The sequence below is a fragment of the Sphingomonas beigongshangi genome (assembly GCF_016820445.1).
GTDB classification, from domain to species: Bacteria; Pseudomonadota; Alphaproteobacteria; order Sphingomonadales; family Sphingomonadaceae; genus Sphingomonas; species Sphingomonas beigongshangi.
Genome location: NZ_JADHDT010000009.1, coordinates 17097 through 35712, shown reverse-complemented (window position 1 = coordinate 35712; position 18616 = coordinate 17097). Strand labels below are relative to the sequence as shown.

The window sequence follows — 18616 nt, the reverse complement described above, 5'->3', positions numbered from 1 at the left end:
GAACATTTCGCCTGCCTCGAGAGTATTTTTGGCAGAGCCCGCGCACGGGCTGAACGGAGGGACCTATGGGTATCATTCTTTGGCTTATCATCGGCGGCGTCATCGGCTGGCTGGCCAGCATCATCATGCGCACCGATGCGCAGCAGGGCATCTTCCTGAACATCGTCGTCGGCATCGTCGGCGCCTTCATCGGCGGCCTGATCCTGTCGGGCGGTTCGATCAACAATGCTCCGCTGACGCTGACCTCGTTCCTGGTGTCGCTGCTCGGCGCGGTGGTCCTGCTCGGGATCGTCAATCTGGTGCGTCGCGGCAGTGTCCGCTAAGCCTTCACCCGGCTGGACGCGAAAAGGGCCGCCCGGGCAACCGGGCGGCCTTTTTAGTGCCTCGACATTCTCATTCCTCCCCTGCTTTTGCAGCGGAGGGGGCAGCCAAGCAGAGCCGGCGCGTGGGCGTGGGGCTGCCCCCCATCCTCCCCGCGGCGCGGGGAGGGCCCTGGCCGTCACTGCAGCAGGAAGCGAACCGACAGCGTCACTGTGACGTCCTTTTCCCCAGGCGCGATCTGCGTCGGCGCGGCCTCGGCCCGTACGCGCATCATCATCATCGGCCGCACCGGATCGCCGCCGCCGGCGTCCTGCCCGGCCTCGGAGATCGAGACGACGCGCACGACGCGGAGCCCGGCCGCCGCGGCATAGATGTCCGCCTTGGCCCGCGCCCGCTTGACCGCATCGGTACGGGCCTCGTCCAGCGCCGCGTCGGGCTTGTCGATCGACAGCGTCGGCCCATCGATCTGGTTCGCCCCCTGGGCGACCAACGCGTCCAGGATCGCGCCCGACCTGGCGACGTCGCGGAAGCGGATCGTCACGCTGTTCGTCGCCTGATATCCGGTGATCGCCGGTGGCTGGTTGTCCGCGTAGCGATATTGCGGGGCGAGGTTGACCGTCGCGGTCGCGATGTCGCGGTCCGCGACGCCGGCACGCTTCAGCGCCGTCAGCACGCGCGCCATGCGCTGGGCATTGTCCGACAGCGCCGCCGCCGCGGTCGCCGCCTGCGACACGACACCGGCGCGGATCGTCGCCAGATCGGGCACGCGCGTCGTGCGCCCTTCCGCCGACACCTCCAGCACGGCACCCGACGCCGGCACCAGAGGCTCGACCGTCTGAGCGGCGCCCTGCTGCGCGGCGGCCGGCGCACCCGCCAGCGTCGCGGCCACCACCATCGCCATCGATCCCGTCATCAGCTTCACGTGCCTGGTCTCCCTATCGTTGCGGATCCGTCCTGATCCGTGTGGAACGCTCCGTGGCGCATGCTGGATCAACCTCGGCTGAACGGGGCTTTTCCTTGCGGGGCCAACGGCTTTCGGGCATGTCCGCGACCGCTCGCCGGCGGGGCTTGAGCTTGGTGATATATTCATATAACACAGCTGTTCGCAACGCACGTGCCTGCGCAACGGCACTAAGGGGACGGGACGGGCATGAACTACGAGACGGGATCGATCGGGCACGAAGAGCGACTGGCGCTCCCCGGCGAGCCGGCACCCAGCGGGCGCCTGCGCAAGATCGTCGTGGCCGTCGTCGTCGTGCTGGCGCTCGTCCTTGCCGGCTGGCTGCTGTTCGGCCGCAAACATGCCGCGCCGCAGACCAAGGGCCCCGAACAGGCGCCGCTCGTCACCGTCGTCGTCCCCGGCCGGCAGCTGGTCGATCGCACCGTCAACGCGACCGGCACGCTCGCCGCGAAGCGCGACCTGCCCGTCGGCGTCGCCGGCGAGGGCGGCCTCGTCACGCGCGTGCTCGTCGAACCCGGTCAGTGGGTGAAGGCGGGTCAGGTCCTCGCCACGGTCGACCGGTCGGTCCAGCAGCAGACGGCGCAGAGCCTCGCGGCACAGGTCGCCGTCGCCAAGTCGGATCAGGACATCGCACAGGCGGAGCTCGAGCGCGCGCAGGCACTCGTCGACCGCGGCTTCATCTCCAAGGCGGATCTGCAGCGCAAGGCCGCCACCCGCGACGCCGCCGCCGCGCGGGTCCGCGTCGCGCAGGCCGCGCTTCGCGAGACGCAGGCGCGCAACGGCCGCCTCGACATCCGCGCGCCCGCCGGCGGCCTGGTCCTCACCCGGCAGGTCGAGCCGGGCCAGATCGTGAGCGCGGGGTCGGGCGTGCTATTCCGCATGGCGATGGATGGCCAGATGGAATTGCGCGCGCAGGTGGCGGAATCGGATCTGTCTGGCTTGCATGTCGGATCGCGCGCGACGGTGACGCCGGTCGGCAGCACGCGCAGCTTCCCCGGCTCGGTATGGCAGCTGTCGCCCGTCATCGATCCGCAGACGCGACAGGGCACGGCGCGCGTCCAGATCGCCTATGACCCCGCTCTCCGCCCCGGCGGGTTCGCCACCGCGACGATCGTCGGCGGCGCGGGCCAGGCGCCCCTGCTGCCCAACTCGGCGCTGCAGAGTGACGACAAGGGCAGCTTCGTGTATATCGTCGGCAAGGACGACAAGGTCGAACGCCGCAACGTGAAGGTCGGCGAGGTGTTCGACACCGGCATCACGATCGCCAGCGGTCTCGACGGCACCGAACGCGTCGTCCAGTCGGCGGGCGGGTTCCTGTCGCCGGGGCAAAAGGTCAAGCCGGTGGTGCGCGCCGCCACCCTCAAGGCGAGCTGAACGTCATGAGCTTCCGCAACATATCCGCCTGGGCGATCCGCAACCCGGTGCCCCCGATCGTCCTGTTCGTCGCGCTGACGCTCGCGGGCATCGTCTCGTTCATGCAGATGAGCGTGAACAACGATCCGGACATCGATTTCCCGGTCGCGATCGTCGTGATCAGCCAGCCCGGCGCGGCGCCGACGGAGCTCGAGAACCAGGTCACGCAAAAGGTCGAATCGGCGCTGCGCAGCCTGCAGGGCGTCGACGAGATCAATTCGACGGTGACGGAGGGCCAGTCGCAAACGGTGGTCCAGCTCGCGATCGGCACCCCGATCGATCGTGCGGTCGAGGACGTGCGCAGCGCGATCCAGCAGATCCGCAGCAACCTGCCCGACGGCATCCTCGAACCGCAGGTATTCCGCGCCAACACCACCGACAACGACCTCGCCAGCTATTCGGCGATCTCCAGCGACATGACGGTCGAACAGCTCAGCTGGTACATCGACAATACCGTCACCAAGGAGCTGCTGTCGGTGCCCGGCATGGCGGCGGTCAACCGCAACGGCGGCGTCAGCCGCGAGATCCGCGTGATCCTCGACCCCGCCAAGCTGCAGAGCCAGGGTCTGACCGCCAGCCAGGTCAACCAGCAGCTGCGCGCGATCAACCTCAACGCCGCGGGCGGCCGCGCCCAGATCGCGGGCGCCGAGGAATCGCTGCGCGTGCTCGGCAACGCCAAGAACGCCTATCAGCTCGGCCAGACGCTGATCCCCGTCAGCGCGGGCCGCACGGTGCGGCTCGCCGACATCGCGCAGGTCCGCGACCTCTACGCCGAACAGCGCAGCCGCGCCGCGGTCGATGGTCGCCAGGCGATCAGCTTCGACTTCCAGCGCGCCAAGGGCGCGTCGGACGTCAGCGTGTTCAACGGCGCGGTCAAGAAGCTTGCCGACCTCGAGAAGCGCAACCCCTCCGTGCATTTCGTGCTGCGCTCGAACAGCGTCAAATACACCGAGATGCAATATGAAAGCGCGATCCACGCGATGATCGAGGGCGCGATCCTCGCCGTGCTCGTCGTCTTCCTGTTCCTGCGCGACACCCGCGCGACGCTGATCTCCGCGCTCGCCATCCCGCTGTCGGCGATCCCGACCTTCTGGTTCATGGATCTGCTCGGCTTCAACCTCAACCAGATGACGCTGCTCGCGCTCAGCCTGGTCGCGGGCGTGCTGGTCGACGATGCGATCGTGGAGATCGAGAATATCGTGCGCCACATGCGCATGGGCAAATCGGCCTATCAGGCATCGATCGACGCGGCGGACGAGATCGGCCTCGCCGTACTGGCGACGACGATGGCGATCGTCGCGGTGTTCATGCCCGTCAGCGTCATGCCGGGCATCTCCGGCCAGTATTTCAAGAATTTCGGCCTCACCGTCGTCGTCTCGGTGCTGATGAGCCTCGCGGTGGCGCGCATGGTGACGCCGATGATCGCGGCCTATTTCCTCAAGTCCGCCGGTCCCGCCAGCCATGGCGAGGGGCGGTTGATGGACGCTTATATGGCGGTGCTGCGCTGGACGCTCGACAGCAGCCGGGCGAAGGCCAGCGCCGCGCGCGGCGGCCTGCACCGGATCACCAGCCGGCTGCGCGACCATCGCGCCTGGGTGTGCGGGATCGGCCTGCTGTCGTTCGTGCTGACGCTGGTTATGTTCGGGGTGCTACCGATGCAGTTCAGCCCGGAACAGGACAATGACACCTCGACCGCGACGATCGAGATGGTGCCCGGCACGACGCTGGAGCAGACCGACGCCGTCGTTCGCCAGGTCGCCGACTTCCTGCGCAAGCAGCCCGACGTCGCGTCGGTCTACGCGCGCACCGGCCAGAACGGCGCGGTCAACACCGGCCGCGTCAGCGCGACGCTGAAGGACGACCGCAAGCTGAAGAGCACCGAGTTCGAGCGCAAGCTGGCCCCCGAACTCGCCAAGATCCCCGACGCGCGCGTGAGCTTCCGCTCGCAGTTCGGCTGGGGCTCGTCGGGCCGCGACATGACGGTCGTGCTCGGCGGCGACGATCCCGACCTGCTGATGAAGACCGCCAACCAGATCGTGGCGGAGATGAGCAAGCTGCCGACGCTCACCGCGCCGCGCGTGTCGGGCAACATCATGCGGCCGGAGATCGTGATCAAGCCGCGCCTCGACCTCGCCGCCAATCTGGGCGTGACGACGCAGGCGCTATCCAGCGCGATCCGCATCGCGACTTTGGGCGACATCGACCAGAATTCGGCGCGCTTCTCGCTGTCGGACCGCCAGGTGCCGATCCGCGTCGCGCTGGACGAGGGCGCGCGCACCCAACTGTCGACGATCCAGAACCTGCCCGTCACCACGCAGAACGGCGGGTCGGTGCCGCTTAGCGTCGTCGCCGACATCGGCCTCGGCGCGGGACCGACCAAGATCGACCGCGTCAACCAGCAGCGTCAGCTGACCGTCGGCGCGGACCTCGCGCCCGGCGTGCTGTCCGGCGTCGCGCAAAAGCAGATCGACGCGCTTCCCACGCTCAAGAACCTGCCGATCGGGGTCAACAAGCTGACGCTCGGCCAGGCCAAGTGGCAGGGCGAGATGATCCACAACTTCATCATCGCCGTGATCAGCGGCGTCTTCCTCGTCTTCGCGGTGCTGGTACTGCTGTACCGCCGCGCGCTGCCGCCGTTCGTCAACATGGGATCGCTGCTGCTCGCCCCGCTCGGCGGTCTCCTCGCACTGTGGGCGACGGGAACGCCGGTGTCGCTGCCGGTGTTCATCGGCCTGCTGATGCTGCTCGGCATCGTCGCCAAGAACTCGATCCTGCTGATCGACTTCGCGCTGGAGGAGATGGCGAAGGGCGTAGACACGCTGACCGCGATCGTCGACGCGGGGCACAAGCGCGCACAGCCGATCGTGATGACCACGGTCGCGATGGTCGCGGGCATGGTGCCGACCGCGCTCTCGCTGGGCGGCGACGGATCGTGGCGCGCGCCGATGGGCATCGTGGTGATGGGCGGCCTCGCCCTGTCGACCCTGCTGACCCTGCTGATCGTGCCTGCGGCGTTCAGCCTGTCGGTGGGCATCGAGCGTTTCGTCGGGCCGCGCCTCGGCCGGCGACTGCTGACCTATCGCCCCGGCGACGACGGCAGTGCGGTGATCGGCCTGGCGGGCGAGCCGCAGGGTCCGCGCCTCGGCCCGGCGCCCGGCCGCATCGGCTTCGAGGGCGACCAGCCGGCGGAGTGAGGCCGGTCCGCCCCGGCCACCCCAGCCTCCTCCGCGCGGGTGGAGATCCGGACGCACGAAGGCCGTGGCGCACACGGACCGCGCTCGGCGTCTTTGGATACCCGCCCGCGGCGGGAAGACGAACTTGCCCCCTCTTGAACATTCCCCGCGTTCGGGGATTGTTTCGGTGATGACCGCCCTCTCCCGCGCACGCACCCTGCCAGAGGCGCCGCCCCCCGCCCTGGTGCGCATGCGCGTGGTCGCGACCGCGCTGCTGGTCGCGATGGCGGCGCTGTTCCTCGCCAGTCGCGCGCTCGCGCCGCTGCATCCCGGCTGGGGCTTCGTCCAGGCGTTCAGCGAGGCGGCGATGGTCGGCGGCCTCGCCGACTGGTTCGCGGTCACCGCCCTCTTCCGCCACCCGCTCGGCGTGCCGATCCCGCACACCGCGATCGTGCCGCGCAACAAGGACCGGATCGGCGATACGCTCGCGGTCTTCCTGCGCACCAATTTCCTCCAGCCCGCGGTGATCGCGCGCCGCATGCGCCGCTTCGACGTCGCGGGCGCGATCGTGCGCTGGCTGACCGATCCGCCGGAAGGCGCTGGCGGCCGCTTCCGCGCCGGTGCGTCGAAGCTGGTCGCGCAGCTGCTCGAGGGGCTCGACCCCGCGCGACTCGGCGGCATGGTCAAGGCGGGCATCGCCGGCCGGCTTCGCGAGACGGCGGTCGCTCCGATCCTCGGCCAGTTGCTCCGCGCGATGATCGCGGACAATCGCCACGCCCCCCTGCTCGATTCGGCGATCCGCTGGGCGGCGAAGGCGCTCGCCGCGAACGAGCATCTCGTCCGCCAGATGGTGCACGACCGCGCGGGCTCGATCCTGCGCTGGACCGGCCTCGACGAGACGGTGGCGGACAAGCTGATCGACGGGCTCGACAGGCTGATCGCGGACATGGGCGAGCATCCGGACCATCCGATGCGCCTCAAGATCGAGGAGGGGCTCGACCGCCTCGCCTGGGACCTGCAGCACGATCCCGATACCGCCGCGCGCGTCGATGCGATGAAGGCGGAGCTGATCGACAATCCGGCGCTGCAGCGCTGGCTCGACGGCCTGTGGGAACAGGCGCGCGGCCGCTTGCTCGCCATCGCCCGCGATCCCGAAAGCGCGATGCAGGGACAGCTCGGCGACGTGCTGCGCCAGCTCGGCCAGACGTTGGGCAACGACCCGCGCCTGTCGCGGTCGATCAACCGCTTCGTCCGCCGCACCGTCGTCGGCATCGCCGCCGATTACGGCGACGGCATCGTGCGGCTCGTCTCCGAAACGGTGCGCGGCTGGGACGCGCAGACGATCACGCGGCGACTCGAGAATGCCGTCGGCCGCGACCTCCAGTACATCCGCATCAACGGCACGCTCGTCGGCGGACTCGTCGGCCTCGCGATCCACGGCGTGGACGTCCTCATTTGACGCACACCGCCCGTTTTTACCGGACATGAATGCGACGAAACCGGACGAAGCGTCCGCCGCATGCATGATGCGGCTTGCCGATTCCCATGCGATGGCTCAAGAGCGTAGCCGATGAGCGCGACAGCCGATTTCAGCGAGGATGGCAGCGGCACGCTGCGCTTCTCCGGTGACCTGTTGCTGCGGTCGATCGGCGACCTTCCCGCGCGGCTCGATGCGATTTCCGGCCACGTCGCGACGATCGACCTGTCCCATGTCGGCCGGATCGACACCGTCGGCGCCTGGCTGATCCACCGTCTCGCCGCACGCACCCAGGCGGGCGTGGAGGGTCTGGACGAGGACGGCCGCCACCTGTTCGACCAGGTCGCCGCCGCCGACCAGCCCGTCGCGCTGCGCACCGACCGGCGCGGCATCGTCGGCCAGCTCGTCGGCGAGGTCGGCGACGCCGTCATCATCGCGTTCAAGACGCTGTATGGCCTGCTCGGCTTCCTCGGCGCGACGACGCTCGCCTTCGCCGCGATCCTGCGCCATCCGTCGCGCTTCCGCTTCAACGCCACCGTCCACCGGTTCGAGGTCGTCGGCGTCCAGGCGCTCGCCATCGTCGGGTTGATGAGCTTCCTGATCGGCATCGTCATCGCGCAACAGGGCGCGGTTCAGCTTCGGCAGTTCGGCGCAGAGGTGTTCACGATCAACCTCGTCGGCCGCCTTACCCTGCGCGAGCTCGGCGTGCTGATGACCGCGATCATGGTCGCGGGCCGCTCCGGCTCCGCCTTTGCCGCGCAGCTCGGCACGATGAAGCTGACCGAGGAGATCGACGCGATGCGCACCATCGGCGTCTCTCCCATGGAGGCGCTCGTGCTGCCGCGTACGATCGCCGCGGTGCTGCTGATGCCGCTGCTCGGCTTCTATTCGTCGCTGATCGCGATGATCGGCGGCGGCCTTTTGTGCTGGATCGGTCTCGACATCCCGCCCGTCACCTTCATGCAGCGCATCCGCGAGGTCGTGCCGATCACCGACCTGTACATCGGCCTGATCAAGGCGCCCGTGTTCGGCGCGATCATCGCCATCGCCGGCTGCTTCCAGGGCATGCTGGTCGAATCGGACGCGGAGCAGGTCGGCCTGCGCACCACCTCGGCGGTGGTGCAGGCGATCTTCCTGGTCATCGTGCTCGACGCCTTCTTCGCGGTGTTCTTCACCTGGGTCGGGTGGAACTGATGGCGCACCCCGTCGGCAAGCGCGGCGACGACGCGCCGATCATCCAGGTCCGCGGGCTGAAGAACGCGTTCGGCGTTTCGATCGTCCACGACGGCCTCGACCTCGACGTGCGGCGCGGCGAGATCCTCGGCGTCGTCGGCGGATCGGGCACCGGCAAATCCGTCCTGATGCGCTCGATCATCGGCCTGCAGACGCCGGTGGAGGGCGAGATCACCGTCTTCGGTGAGCCGACGATCGGCCGCGAGGAGACGGAGGCGGTCGAGATCCGCAAGCGCTGGGGCGTCCTGTTCCAGGGCGGCGCGCTCTTCTCGACGCTGACGGTCGCGGAGAATGTCGAGGTCCCGCTGCGGGAATTCTACAAGGACCTGCCGCCCGCGCTGATGGCCCAGATCGCGTCCTACAAGGTGGTGATGACCGGCCTTCCCGCCGACGCGGGGCCCAAATACCCCGCCGAACTGTCGGGCGGTATGAAGAAGCGCGCCGGCCTCGCCCGCGCGCTCGCGCTCGATCCGGAACTGCTCTTCCTCGACGAGCCGACCGCGGGCCTCGACCCGATCGGCGCCGCCGCCTTCGACAGCCTGACGCAGTCGCTGCAGAAGACGCTGGGGCTGACCGTCTTTCTGATCACGCACGACCTCGACACGCTCTATGCGATCTGCGACCGCGTCGCGGTGCTCGCGGACAAGAAGGTGATCGCCGTCGGCACGATCGACGAGCTGCTCGCGCTCGACCACCCCTGGATCCAGGAATATTTCAAGGGACCGCGCGGCCGCGCCGCGATCGCGACGCAAGAGGCGCAGGAGCGCGCCGAGGCGCATCCGACCGAGGTCAAAGAACAGCAACTCCAGGACTCCGGTGCCGCCGCCACCGAGACCCCCGCGCAGCAGGCGAGGACCGACTGATGGAAACCCGTTCCAACCATGTGATCGTCGGCGCGGTCGTGCTGATCCTGCTCGCCGTCCTCGCGATCTTCACCGTCTGGATCGCGCGCCTGGGTGGCGCCCGCGAAAAAGAATATGACATCTTCTTCAAGCAGAGCGTCGACGGTGTCGCCAAGGGATCGACCGTCACCTATTCCGGCGTGCCCGTCGGGCAGGTCAAGGAGATCGTGCTGTGGAAGCCCGATCCCCAGTTCGTCCGCGTACGCGTGACGGTCAACGACGACACCCCGATCCTGCAGGGCACGACCGCGACGATCCAGGGCAGCTTCACCGGCACCAGCACCGTCGCGCTCGACGGCGGTCGCAAGGGCGCGCCCGAGATCAAATGCCCCGACGAGCCCAATGCGCAGCTCTGCCCCTATGGCGTCCCGGTCATCTCGACCAAGCAGGGCGGCATCGGCGCGATCCTGAACAGCGCACCGCAGCTGCTCGAGCGGCTCTCGACGCTGACCGAGCGGCTCACCGGGCTGCTCTCCGATCGCAACCAGGCGTCGATCGCGGGCATCCTCGACAACACCAACCGCCTGAGCGCGGCGCTCGCGGATCGCGGGCCGGAGATCGCCGCGACGCTGGCGCAGACGCGCGTCGCCATCCAGCAGGCCGGCAATGCCGCGGAATCGATCGGCAAGCTCGCCGACACGACCAACGGCGTGCTGTCCGACGACGTCAAGCCGACGCTGCAGAATCTCAACGGCGCGATCGCTTCCGCCCGCAAGAGCGCGGACACGCTCAACGAGGCGATCCAGGATGCGCGTCCGGGCCTGCAGACCTTCTCCAAACAGACGATCCCGGAAGCGAACCGGCTGGTCCGTGACCTGCGCATCACCGCCACCGCGCTGTCGTCGATCGCCGACAAGGTCGATCAGGGCGGCGCCAGCTCGCTGATCGGGCAACAGAAGCTCCCCGACTACAAGGGCAAGTGACCGCCATGCAGACGCACCCAACACGCCCCGCGCGCCGTTCCGGCCTGCTCCTCGCGGTCGCCGCCGCACTGCCGCTCGCCGGCTGCATCAGCTTCGGTGCGAAGCCGCCGCCCCAGTTGCTGACGCTCCAGTCGGACTATGCGCCCGCCCAGGGGGCGGTGCAGGATTCGGCCAAGGCGCGTTCGATCGTCATCCAGGTGCCGACCAGCCCGGCGGCGATCGCGACGGCGCGCGTGCCGGTGTGGACGACGCCGACTGAAGTCGCCTACGTCAAGAACGCGCAATGGTCCGAACCGCCGTCGCGGCTCTTCGCCCGCCTCCTCTCCGATGCGGTGACGACGCGCGGCAACATGGTCGTGCTGTCCAGCATCCAGTCGGTCGGTGATCCCAGCGCGACGCTCGCCGGTGAGCTGCGCCAGTTCGGCTTCGACGCCGGCCAGCGCCAGGCGGTCGTCGTCTATGATGCCGCGCTGACCCGCGCGGGCAAGACGACAGTGGAAAAGCGCCGGTTCGAGGCCCGCGTCCCCGTCGCCACGATCGACGCCGCCAGCGCCGGTACCGGCCTCAGCCAGGCCGCGAACCAGGTCGCGGCGGACGTGGCGGCCTGGGTCTCGCAGGGCTAATTACAGCCGAAGCGGATCCATCTTCGTTTTCCTACGGATGGGCCTAAGTGCTATGGTGGGCGAAGCGGTATGCTGCCCGCTCATTCTCATCGGTCATCGCTCCGCGGTCGAGACGGCTGCCGGATGGCGTGCGCCGCCCGGCAGCGGCGCGTGACCGGCAGACGGGGCCCTTAAACACTGCGACCTTTGTGACCTTTGGGCATCCGGATACCCGTCGGTCGGCCCACGCTTCCCGGACGGGGCCATCTGACGCCATTCGACGAAGCTCCTGCAACGGCTGACCCGATACCTTGGATACGGGCCCGGCCCGTATCGAGCGTCGAACCCGATCCGGATCGGCGGCATGGCGCAGCCCCAGACGGGACCGGCCCGGAGACATCGAGCGCGGCGCGTCTCTCGCTGCGGCCTCGCTCAGCGTCATGTCACCAGGCCTGGCCTGCTCCGCCTCCCCTCAGGCCCTTACACCGCCAGGCGCCTCAGGGTGCGCGCCGCACGGCGGGCAGCACGTCGCACATCGCCGCGCCGCCCAATCGGCGGCATGACGCAGCCCCCGACGGGACCGGACCGGAAAAATTGAACGCGGCGCGTCTCTCGCTGCGGCCTCGCTCAGCGTCAGGTCACCAGGCTTGGACCCGCGCCGCCTCCCCCTCAGGCCCTTACACCGCCAGCCGCCCCAGCGTTTGATCACGTGCGTGGAAGCGGTATCGGCCCTTCAGCGTTGCTGGATCGCACGTTAGGGCGCGCGCCGCACCACGGGCAGCACGTCGCATACCGCCGCGCCGCCCAGCGATACCAGCGGCGGCGGCGGAACCTCGCGCCGGGCCACGGCGGCGGCGAAGCGAGGATTGTCGGCGGCGCGATACTGGAAATGGGGTCGCTCCGCAGCTGGCAGGTCGCTCGCCAGACGCACGGAGACGATCGGCACGCGTTCGCTGTCCTTGTCGTACATGCCCATCGGCGCATCGCTGCGCGGCAGGCCCGACAGATATTGCATGCCCTCGACGATGCGGCCGACGACCGTGTAATTGCGGTCCAGCCGCCGCGCTGACTGGCCGATCGGCGTGAAAAGCTCCGCGCCGCTGCCCGTGCTCGGCAGGTCGTTGCGGGCGACGCCGACCATGCCGTAGCAATGCGTCAGCCACGCCGCCTTGCCGTCGGTCGCCACCGGCCAGCCGTCGGCGGTGATCCCGGAAGCGGTGGAATAGCTGTCCGGCCGCCGCATTCGCACCGCAGGCGCGAAGCTGGCGATGTCGAACTCCGCTGCGGGACTGTCCGTAATGCCGGGGGGCAGCGGCTTCTTCTCGGTCGCGTCGCCCCATTGCGTCACCCAATTCTCCTGCACGCGATAGACGCTGGTGCCGTCCCACCAGCGCGCCCTCGCCAGCGCGCGGATGTTGGCGACATGCGCGGGAGCCAGATGGGGCGCCAGGCGGATGACGACCTGCCTGCCGGTGGCGAGCGTGACGATCAGCAATTCGTCGTCCGGGATCGTCCGCCAGTCCGCCGGCAGCGGATCGGACGGCAGGGGCGCGGCCGGCGGCGGCGCGACCTGGATCGGCGCGAGCGGAGCGGCTGCGGACAGGGCGACGGCGGCGAGCGCGGCAAGGCTGGTCATGCGGCGCAGACTGGCGCGGTGGCGCGCGATACGCAATCGCCTTGCGAACCGCCCCGCGAACCGCTAGGCGCGCATCCTTCCGGGAAGATGCGGAGCGGTGGCCGAGTGGTCGAAGGCGCTCGCCTGGAAAGTGAGTATACGGCAAAACCGTATCGAGGGTTCGAATCCCTCCCGCTCCGCCACCGGCTGATCCGGCCCCGCCCCGTTTTTACTGCCATCAGTGAAGGGCCCAGCGCTCGCCGTCTGCCGCGATCAATCGGTGCTCGAGCTCCGCTCGACCAAGTCGACGACCGACACGATGTGACCGGCGGCCAGCCCCATGTGGTGGCGTACGCAGGCTCGCGCGACGCTGCAGTGCAAGCAATGACTATCACCATCGGTCAGGGTGCGACATTTTTCGATATGGTAGCGAAGCATGACCTCGTGCAGCTGCGCGACTGGAGCAGCCGCGAACGCCCGCATGTCATTTTCCTGTACCGCACGCTGCTGATGGTGGTTGTGCGCGATCATCGCGACCTCCACCGACTCACTACATGATCCGTAGATGAAGCCGTATCGGAACTATCGGAGATTCTCAACCGTTTGCAGCATATTTTTCAGAATGGTGCCTTTGTGCACCCATCCGCCGGACGACCCGCTAGCGGTGAGACGGCGCTGCTCTATCCCAGTGGCCGGGCGTCATTCGGTAGGACGGCCTCCCTTTGCCCATGTCGGAGTGAAGCGGCTGTCGGCAAGCCAGCGGATCGGCTTCATCAGCGACTCGATCGCCCGCACCATGAACGCTCCGTCGATACGATCCGGCGTGTCCAGCGGCGTATGATAGGTATCGACTTCGCCGTACCCTGAAACGGTATGCGCAACGACGCCGCGGAGCGCGAGCGCGTAATTGTCCGAACGCTGGAAATAATGCTGTTCGGGATAGGGATCGGCGTCGACGAGTGCCCCATGCGCACGCAAGGCCGCGCCCAGATCCGATCGCTCGTACCCGGTCATCATCAGGCGGTCCGCCGCCAGTTTCGGCACGCGGGCCCCAATCATCTCGAATTCGATGTTCGCGGCGATCTGGCTGAGCGGAACGGGGGGATGGTCGCCAAACCAGCGCGAACCGAAGCCGCCGCGTTCCTCGGATCCATAAGCGACGAACAGGATGCCGCGTCGCGGCGCCTTGCCCGAGGCCATCGCGCGCGCGATCTCGAGCAGTGCCACGGTACCCGACGCATCGTCGTTCGCCCCCGGCCAGATCGTCCCGTCCGCACCGACCCCGAGATGGTCGAGATGGGCGGTGAGCAGCAGCACGCCCGCCGCGGGATCACGCCCCGGAAGGTAGGCGATGGCATTGGTCGTCACGTCGTGGGACAGGGTGAAGGGGATCGACAGGACGGCCGTGGCGCCTTGCCGCTGCAGGCGCGCCATCGTCGCAGGGCCGACCGCGACCGTCGCGTTGCGCGCGCCAGGAACCTCGTCGGCAAAGGACATCGGCAGGCTGGGCCGGCCGCCGCTCGCTTCGGTGGCCCGCCGGCTATTCGCGTCCGCCGCGACGATCGTGACACTGGCGCCGAGGTCGGTCCGTGTTTTCGCGATGTCGCCACGTGGCGCGGCGGCATCGGGCACGACCAGCACCGACGCCTTCGTGCCGGGTGCGACATGCCCGAGCACGGCGACCTTGCCACCCCACACGCCGCCGGCACCGCGTAGCAGCGTGACGTCGCTTGCCGCGACACCGTCGATCAGAAGCTCTGCCGGTGCTGCCTGTACCTGGCGCAGCACCGGTATCCGCTGCAGGAAGCCGGTCATCCCTGGCGCGCGCTGCAGGCCATAGCTTTGCAGTTGCGATGCGACATAGGCAGCCGCGACCGCTTCGTCCGGTGTCGCGCTGCCGCGGCCCCGCAATTCCGGTCCCGCGAGAAAGTCGAGATGCGCCCGCACACGCGCGGGGCTGACGTCGCTCCGCGCCTGCGCGACGCCGCCCGCCGTCATCAGTGCCAGCGCCAGAATGATTGCGCGCCTCATGTCATCCCCCGATTGTCGCATTTTTCGCTGCTATGCGCTCCCCCGTCCGGCATGTCACGAGCCGGGACGGACTTGCCGTACCGCACACCCGATCGGCGGGGATGCGGAGGGCCGCTGCCACGCCGCGAGCAGCGGGCGATCGTCCAGCGATATCGCTCTCGACGCACGAACCGGTCCATTTCGATACGGGTCGTCCGGCGATCAATGGCCGTTCACCGCAGTGCGCTTGACGCGCGACGCAATCGGTACCCGAGACACGAGACGGCATAGCGCCACCGCTGTTCCTGCGTACGAGTAGCCTACCTTGACCTGTATCTGCCCTAGTTGCGGCTATAATCTTCGACGGGAGCAGCCCGTCGTCGACGGGCCGTTTTCCTATGATCCGACCACACCCGCCTTCTGCATCGATGGCCAACCCGTACAATGCCGGCCCCAGGTCCGCGAAGTTCTGGGAAGCCTGATGCAAGTACGCGGACGCACGTTGAGCTTCGACGTCCTCGCGGACCGCCTGGGATCAGGCGCGGCGCGATCCGCGCGGCTGATCGACGTCGCACTCTATGAAGCTCGCCGCATCTTCGACGCGTCGCCCTATCCCTGCCCCATCGAGCGTGTGCGCGGCTCCGGGCTACGCTGGACGTTTTCCGAGTCAAAGCACGAATAGAGCGGCGCGCCGGATTGCCGGCCTATCGCGCCCTTGCAAACCACCGGTGCGGCAATGGGGCCGACCCCGTCGGACATGGCGTGGACGTTGCGCGCGAAGACGATCGTGCAGACGCGGCTGCCATTCGGTCGGCGCAGCGCACGCCGCTCACCGTCAAACCCGCTCGCCCACGACGCGGCGGGCGGCGCGACGGAGCGTGGCGACGATACGGCGGACCAGGCAGGCTTGAGACAATTGCATCCAAATTGATGGAAGGCCAGTGCAACTGCCTTGCCTAGCCGTCAAAATTTACCATACTGTGCCCTCGAAAGTCCGCCGGGGGGTGGCATGGTCGAGGGAAGCGGGACATGATGTTCGTGGGCAAGATTCTGGTTATCTGGGTTGCGCTGTCCGCCGTCGCGGTGGCTGGCTTCGGTGCCTTGAGCTTGCGGCAGACGAACTGACGCCTCTGCGGCCTTGGCTGGCCGGCACGTCGCTTGCCGAAGATGCGCCAATCGAGACCTCCGTCGACAGCATCCGCGAGCCGAACCACCGCTAGGGCCATTCCGTCGCGGGTCATCCAGTAAAGATGTACGGTCGCCTCACGCCCTCCGTCCCCCCTTCGTCCAGGCCAGTTCCAAAATGCGGGAGAAGTCCCGGCCGGAAGATTTCTTCCTGAGCCGAATGGATTGCCGTGCGTTGATGCTGTTCTGACGTCCGCAGGAGCACGACATGCCCAATCCGAACGAACCCACCCACGATCGCGGCGATTTCGGGGATCTGCCCATGCAGCCGACCGGGTCCGGGCCAGCCGATCTCGAGGTCGCTTATGAGCAGATGCGGTTGCTGGAGGAAGCCGAGAGCAAGTCCGGCACCGTCCTCGGCTCCGAGACCGCTGCCCCGATCATGCCGGTCGACGATACGCCCGCTGCGGCGGAAAGCGAAGCGCACCCCAGTTGAGCCTCTCGATCAGGGCGTGGATCCTGCGCCATGATCGGCGACGACCGGGCACTGCCACCGCTTCGCGCGACATGCTCGCGGCCGATACGTCTGGAGCGGGCGTGCGGCTATGGGCAGACCTCAGATATGCTCGGCCCGGTCGATCGACGCATTCATGGCGTGCCGCCGGAATCCGGACATGACCGATCGGCCGGCGAATGGCAGAGATCACGCAAGGTTCGAGGCGACACGCTGATCAAGGAAGTGGCGCTCTGCGAAAGGGAAAAGCGGAGCGCCACTCCGGGCCGTTGAGGCAAAGCGACTACGCTTCGGGTTCAGCCTTGTTCCGAAATGAAACATCCGCCCTCCCCCATTCGGCGCGGCCCTGTAACGGAACATCCGGGTCCAGACGACACGGGGCGATAGCGCCGTCGGCGACCGATCGGTTCGTCCGTGCAGATCGAGAATTCGACTGCTTTGCGTTCGGCACGCGGCGAAGCGGAACGTCGCCGGGGCCGGACGCGTCGACGCAATCGGGATAGCTCTTGGGCGCATATAGCTCTCGGGCCGGTATATCTGTTGGGGAAGCCAGCGCCGGTGACGATGGGCAGGGCTCGCGACGGGTCAGGCCGCAGTCCTTGCCACTTGCCGGACCGGCGCAGGGGATCGTAACCTGACCGGCCCCGGAGGTGACCGACCAATGCGATCCCTGCCCCAGATCATCGAGGCGACCTTTGTCGCGCATCCACGCCACGTCGGTGAAAGCTATCGCGCGCATGCGGCGACCGCGTTTCGCTTCGGCGGCGCAATGATCGGCGGCGGGATCGCCTGCATCGTTCACGGGCTTGTGCCGGCGCTGTTCACGACCACGGGCAGCGCCACGGTTCGCCGCCTCCACGCGCAGATGCACGGGCGCACGCATGCCGCGATAGAGGCGGAAAATGCCGCGAGGGGCTGCCTCTCCTACGAAATCTGAGTAGACGCGCCGGCATGATCCGCCATGTCGCAATCGTCGGCGCGGGCTTCTCGGGCACGCTGCAGGCGATCAACCTGCTACGCCACGACGGGCCTCGCGCCACCCTGGTCGAGCGGGCGCCGGTGCCCGGCCTCGGCATCGCCTATGGCGCCGCGCATCCGAGCCATGTGCTCAACGTGCGGGCGGGGAACATGAGCGCCTTTCCGGACGAGCCGGATCATTTCGTGCGGTGGCTGGCGGGCAAGGGTATCGCGGACGCGGCGGGCACGTTCGTACCGCGCGTCACCTATGGCGCCTATCTGCGCGACCTGCTCGATGCCGCGCGGCAAAGCGCTGGCTCGCGGCTGACCGTAATAGGCGGCGCAGTGAGCGACGTGGTCGCGGACGGCAACGGCGCGTGCCTCTGCCTGGACGATGGGCGGCGCATCGCCGCGGATGCGGCGGTATTGGCGGTCGGCAATCTGCCGCCGCACGATCCGCCCGGTTTCGATCCAAACGCCCTGCCCGCCTCGCTCTATCGCAACGATCCCTGGGCAGCCGATGTCGCGGACGCGCTTGGCGACGACGATACCGTCCTGATCATCGGTACCGGCCTGACGATGGTCGACGTCGCGCTGATGTTGGAGGCGCGCGGTTTCCGCGGGCGTATCGTCGCGCTGTCGCGCCGGGGGCTGGTGCCTCGCGAGCATGCCGCGCCCGCCCCCAATCCGGACCGGCTGCGCGAGCGTCCTGCGACGGTGGCTTCCGGTCTCGTCGCTTCGGTGCGGACCAAGGGCCATGCGGTCGGATGGCGCCAGGCGGTCGACGAACTGCGCCCGTTCACGCAGGGCATGTGGGCCAATGCGAGCGAAGCGGAGCGCGCGCGCTTCCTGCGCCATCTGCGCCCCTGGTGGGACGTCCATCGCCACCGGCTGGCACCGGCTGTCCATGCGCGTTTGCGTGCGATGCAGGACGAAGGCCGCCTGATCGTGGCCGCGGGCAAGACGCTCGATTTCGTCGAGGATGCAGGCGGCGTCGCGGTGCGCTGGCGCCCCCGGGGGGCGGATATGCCGGAGACGCTCGTTGTCCAGCGCATCGTCAACTGCACCGGCCCGCAGGGCGACCTGTCACGCACCACCGAGCCGTTGCTGCGCCGGCTGGCGGATCGCGGCACGATCCGGGCGGATATCGCGCATCTCGGCATCGATGTGGACGAGGCGGCGCGCACGATCGCGCGGGACGGACGTGCCAACGACTGGCTCTACGCCCTCGGGCCGATGACCCGTGGCGCATTCTGGGAAATTGTCGCGGTGCCCGACATCCGGACGCAGACGTGGAGCGTCGCGCGCAAACTGTCCAATGCGCACTGGGTCGGCGGCGAGGGACTGTAAAGACGCCATTGATTTCGTTTAGTGCCTTATGTCGCGTCGG

17 protein-coding genes and 1 tRNA gene are annotated in these 18616 nt (G+C 68.4%); 15 read left to right on the top strand and 3 right to left on the bottom strand.

From position 1 onward, the window contains the following. Positions 1 to 65 precede the first annotated feature (65 nt). The gene (locus tag IQ292_RS15975; RefSeq protein ID WP_203311323.1) at positions 66 to 323 is read left to right on the top strand and encodes a GlsB/YeaQ/YmgE family stress response membrane protein; all 258 of its coding nucleotides are present in this window, start codon (positions 66 to 68) and stop codon (positions 321 to 323) included. A gap of 176 nt (positions 324 to 499) precedes the next feature. Here the strand turns inward: IQ292_RS15975 and IQ292_RS15970 are convergent, their stop codons facing one another. After that, complete coding sequence (locus IQ292_RS15970) at positions 500 to 1234, bottom strand: SIMPL domain-containing protein (protein WP_420853712.1); 735 nt, start codon at positions 1232 to 1234, stop codon at positions 500 to 502. A gap of 237 nt (positions 1235 to 1471) precedes the next feature. Here IQ292_RS15970 and IQ292_RS15965 point away from each other — a divergent pair, with 237 nt between their 5' ends. The 7 genes from IQ292_RS15965 to IQ292_RS15935 all read left to right on the top strand — a co-directional run bounded on the left by IQ292_RS15965 (position 1472) and on the right by IQ292_RS15935 (position 11026). After that, positions 1472 to 2656: an efflux RND transporter periplasmic adaptor subunit gene (locus tag IQ292_RS15965; protein WP_203311322.1), complete on the top strand. Its 1185-nt coding sequence runs from the start codon at positions 1472 to 1474 to the stop codon at positions 2654 to 2656. A gap of 5 nt (positions 2657 to 2661) precedes the next feature. Beyond that, positions 2662 to 5889, top strand: a complete 3228-nt coding sequence (locus IQ292_RS15960; RefSeq protein ID WP_203311321.1) for an efflux RND transporter permease subunit — start codon at positions 2662 to 2664, stop codon at positions 5887 to 5889. A 169-nt stretch (positions 5890 to 6058) separates the two neighbouring features. Next, positions 6059 to 7327, top strand: a complete 1269-nt coding sequence (locus IQ292_RS15955; RefSeq protein ID WP_238941173.1) for a DUF445 domain-containing protein — start codon at positions 6059 to 6061, stop codon at positions 7325 to 7327. Positions 7328 to 7438: 111 nt separating this feature from the next. Then, on the top strand, positions 7439 to 8539 hold the full coding sequence (locus IQ292_RS15950; RefSeq protein ID WP_203311320.1) for an ABC transporter permease: 1101 nt from the start codon (positions 7439 to 7441) through the stop codon (positions 8537 to 8539). Beyond that, positions 8539 to 9441, top strand: a complete 903-nt coding sequence (locus IQ292_RS15945; RefSeq protein WP_203311319.1) for an ABC transporter ATP-binding protein — start codon at positions 8539 to 8541, stop codon at positions 9439 to 9441. The genes IQ292_RS15950 and IQ292_RS15945 overlap by 1 nt, the downstream gene beginning before the upstream one ends. Next, a complete protein-coding gene (locus IQ292_RS15940) occupies positions 9441 to 10403 on the top strand; it encodes an MlaD family protein (RefSeq protein WP_203311318.1) in 963 nt (320 codons plus the stop codon). The genes IQ292_RS15945 and IQ292_RS15940 overlap by 1 nt, the downstream gene beginning before the upstream one ends. A 5-nt stretch (positions 10404 to 10408) precedes the next feature. Further along, entirely contained in the window at positions 10409 to 11026 is a 618-nt protein-coding gene (locus IQ292_RS15935; RefSeq protein ID WP_203311317.1) for an ABC-type transport auxiliary lipoprotein family protein, read from the top strand. A gap of 733 nt (positions 11027 to 11759) precedes the next feature. On the opposite strand, the gene IQ292_RS15930 is transcribed toward IQ292_RS15935, so the two are convergent. Next, positions 11760 to 12641 carry a peptidylprolyl isomerase gene (locus IQ292_RS15930; protein ID WP_203311316.1) on the bottom strand — a complete coding sequence of 294 codons (882 nt, stop codon included), beginning with the start codon at positions 12639 to 12641 and terminating at the stop codon, positions 11760 to 11762. A gap of 91 nt (positions 12642 to 12732) precedes the next feature. On the opposite strand from IQ292_RS15930, the gene IQ292_RS15925 reads away from it, so the two are divergent. Together IQ292_RS15925 and IQ292_RS15920 are read left to right on the top strand one after the other, a co-directional pair. Continuing rightward, positions 12733 to 12823, top strand: a tRNA-Ser gene (locus tag IQ292_RS15925). A 181-nt stretch (positions 12824 to 13004) separates the two neighbouring features. Next, positions 13005 to 13178: a hypothetical protein gene (locus tag IQ292_RS15920; RefSeq protein WP_203311315.1), complete on the top strand. Its 174-nt coding sequence runs from the start codon at positions 13005 to 13007 to the stop codon at positions 13176 to 13178. 141 nt (positions 13179 to 13319) lie between these two features. Here IQ292_RS15920 and IQ292_RS15915 read toward each other — a convergent pair whose 3' ends face one another. Beyond that, complete coding sequence (locus tag IQ292_RS15915) at positions 13320 to 14651, bottom strand: M28 family metallopeptidase (protein ID WP_203311314.1); 1332 nt, start codon at positions 14649 to 14651, stop codon at positions 13320 to 13322. A gap of 304 nt (positions 14652 to 14955) precedes the next feature. Here IQ292_RS15915 and IQ292_RS17835 point away from each other — a divergent pair, with 304 nt between their 5' ends. The 5 genes from IQ292_RS17835 (at position 14956) to IQ292_RS15890 (ending at position 18576) form a co-directional block, all read left to right on the top strand. Beyond that, on the top strand, positions 14956 to 15312 hold the full coding sequence (locus IQ292_RS17835; protein WP_203311313.1) for a winged helix-turn-helix domain-containing protein: 357 nt from the start codon (positions 14956 to 14958) through the stop codon (positions 15310 to 15312). Between the two features lie 711 nt (positions 15313 to 16023). After that, positions 16024 to 16251 (top strand): hypothetical protein, encoded by a 228-nt coding sequence (locus tag IQ292_RS15905; protein WP_203311312.1) that lies wholly within the window; start codon positions 16024 to 16026, stop codon positions 16249 to 16251. Positions 16252 to 16281: 30 nt separating this feature from the next. Beyond that, entirely contained in the window at positions 16282 to 16542 is a 261-nt protein-coding gene (locus IQ292_RS15900) for a hypothetical protein (RefSeq protein ID WP_203311311.1), read from the top strand. Between the two features lie 388 nt (positions 16543 to 16930). After that, positions 16931 to 17206, top strand: a complete 276-nt coding sequence (locus tag IQ292_RS15895) for a DUF6356 family protein (RefSeq protein WP_203311310.1) — start codon at positions 16931 to 16933, stop codon at positions 17204 to 17206. Positions 17207 to 17220: 14 nt separating this feature from the next. Continuing rightward, positions 17221 to 18576 carry an FAD/NAD(P)-binding protein gene (locus IQ292_RS15890; protein ID WP_203311309.1) on the top strand — a complete coding sequence of 452 codons (1356 nt, stop codon included), beginning with the start codon at positions 17221 to 17223 and terminating at the stop codon, positions 18574 to 18576. Positions 18577 to 18616 lie beyond the last annotated feature (40 nt).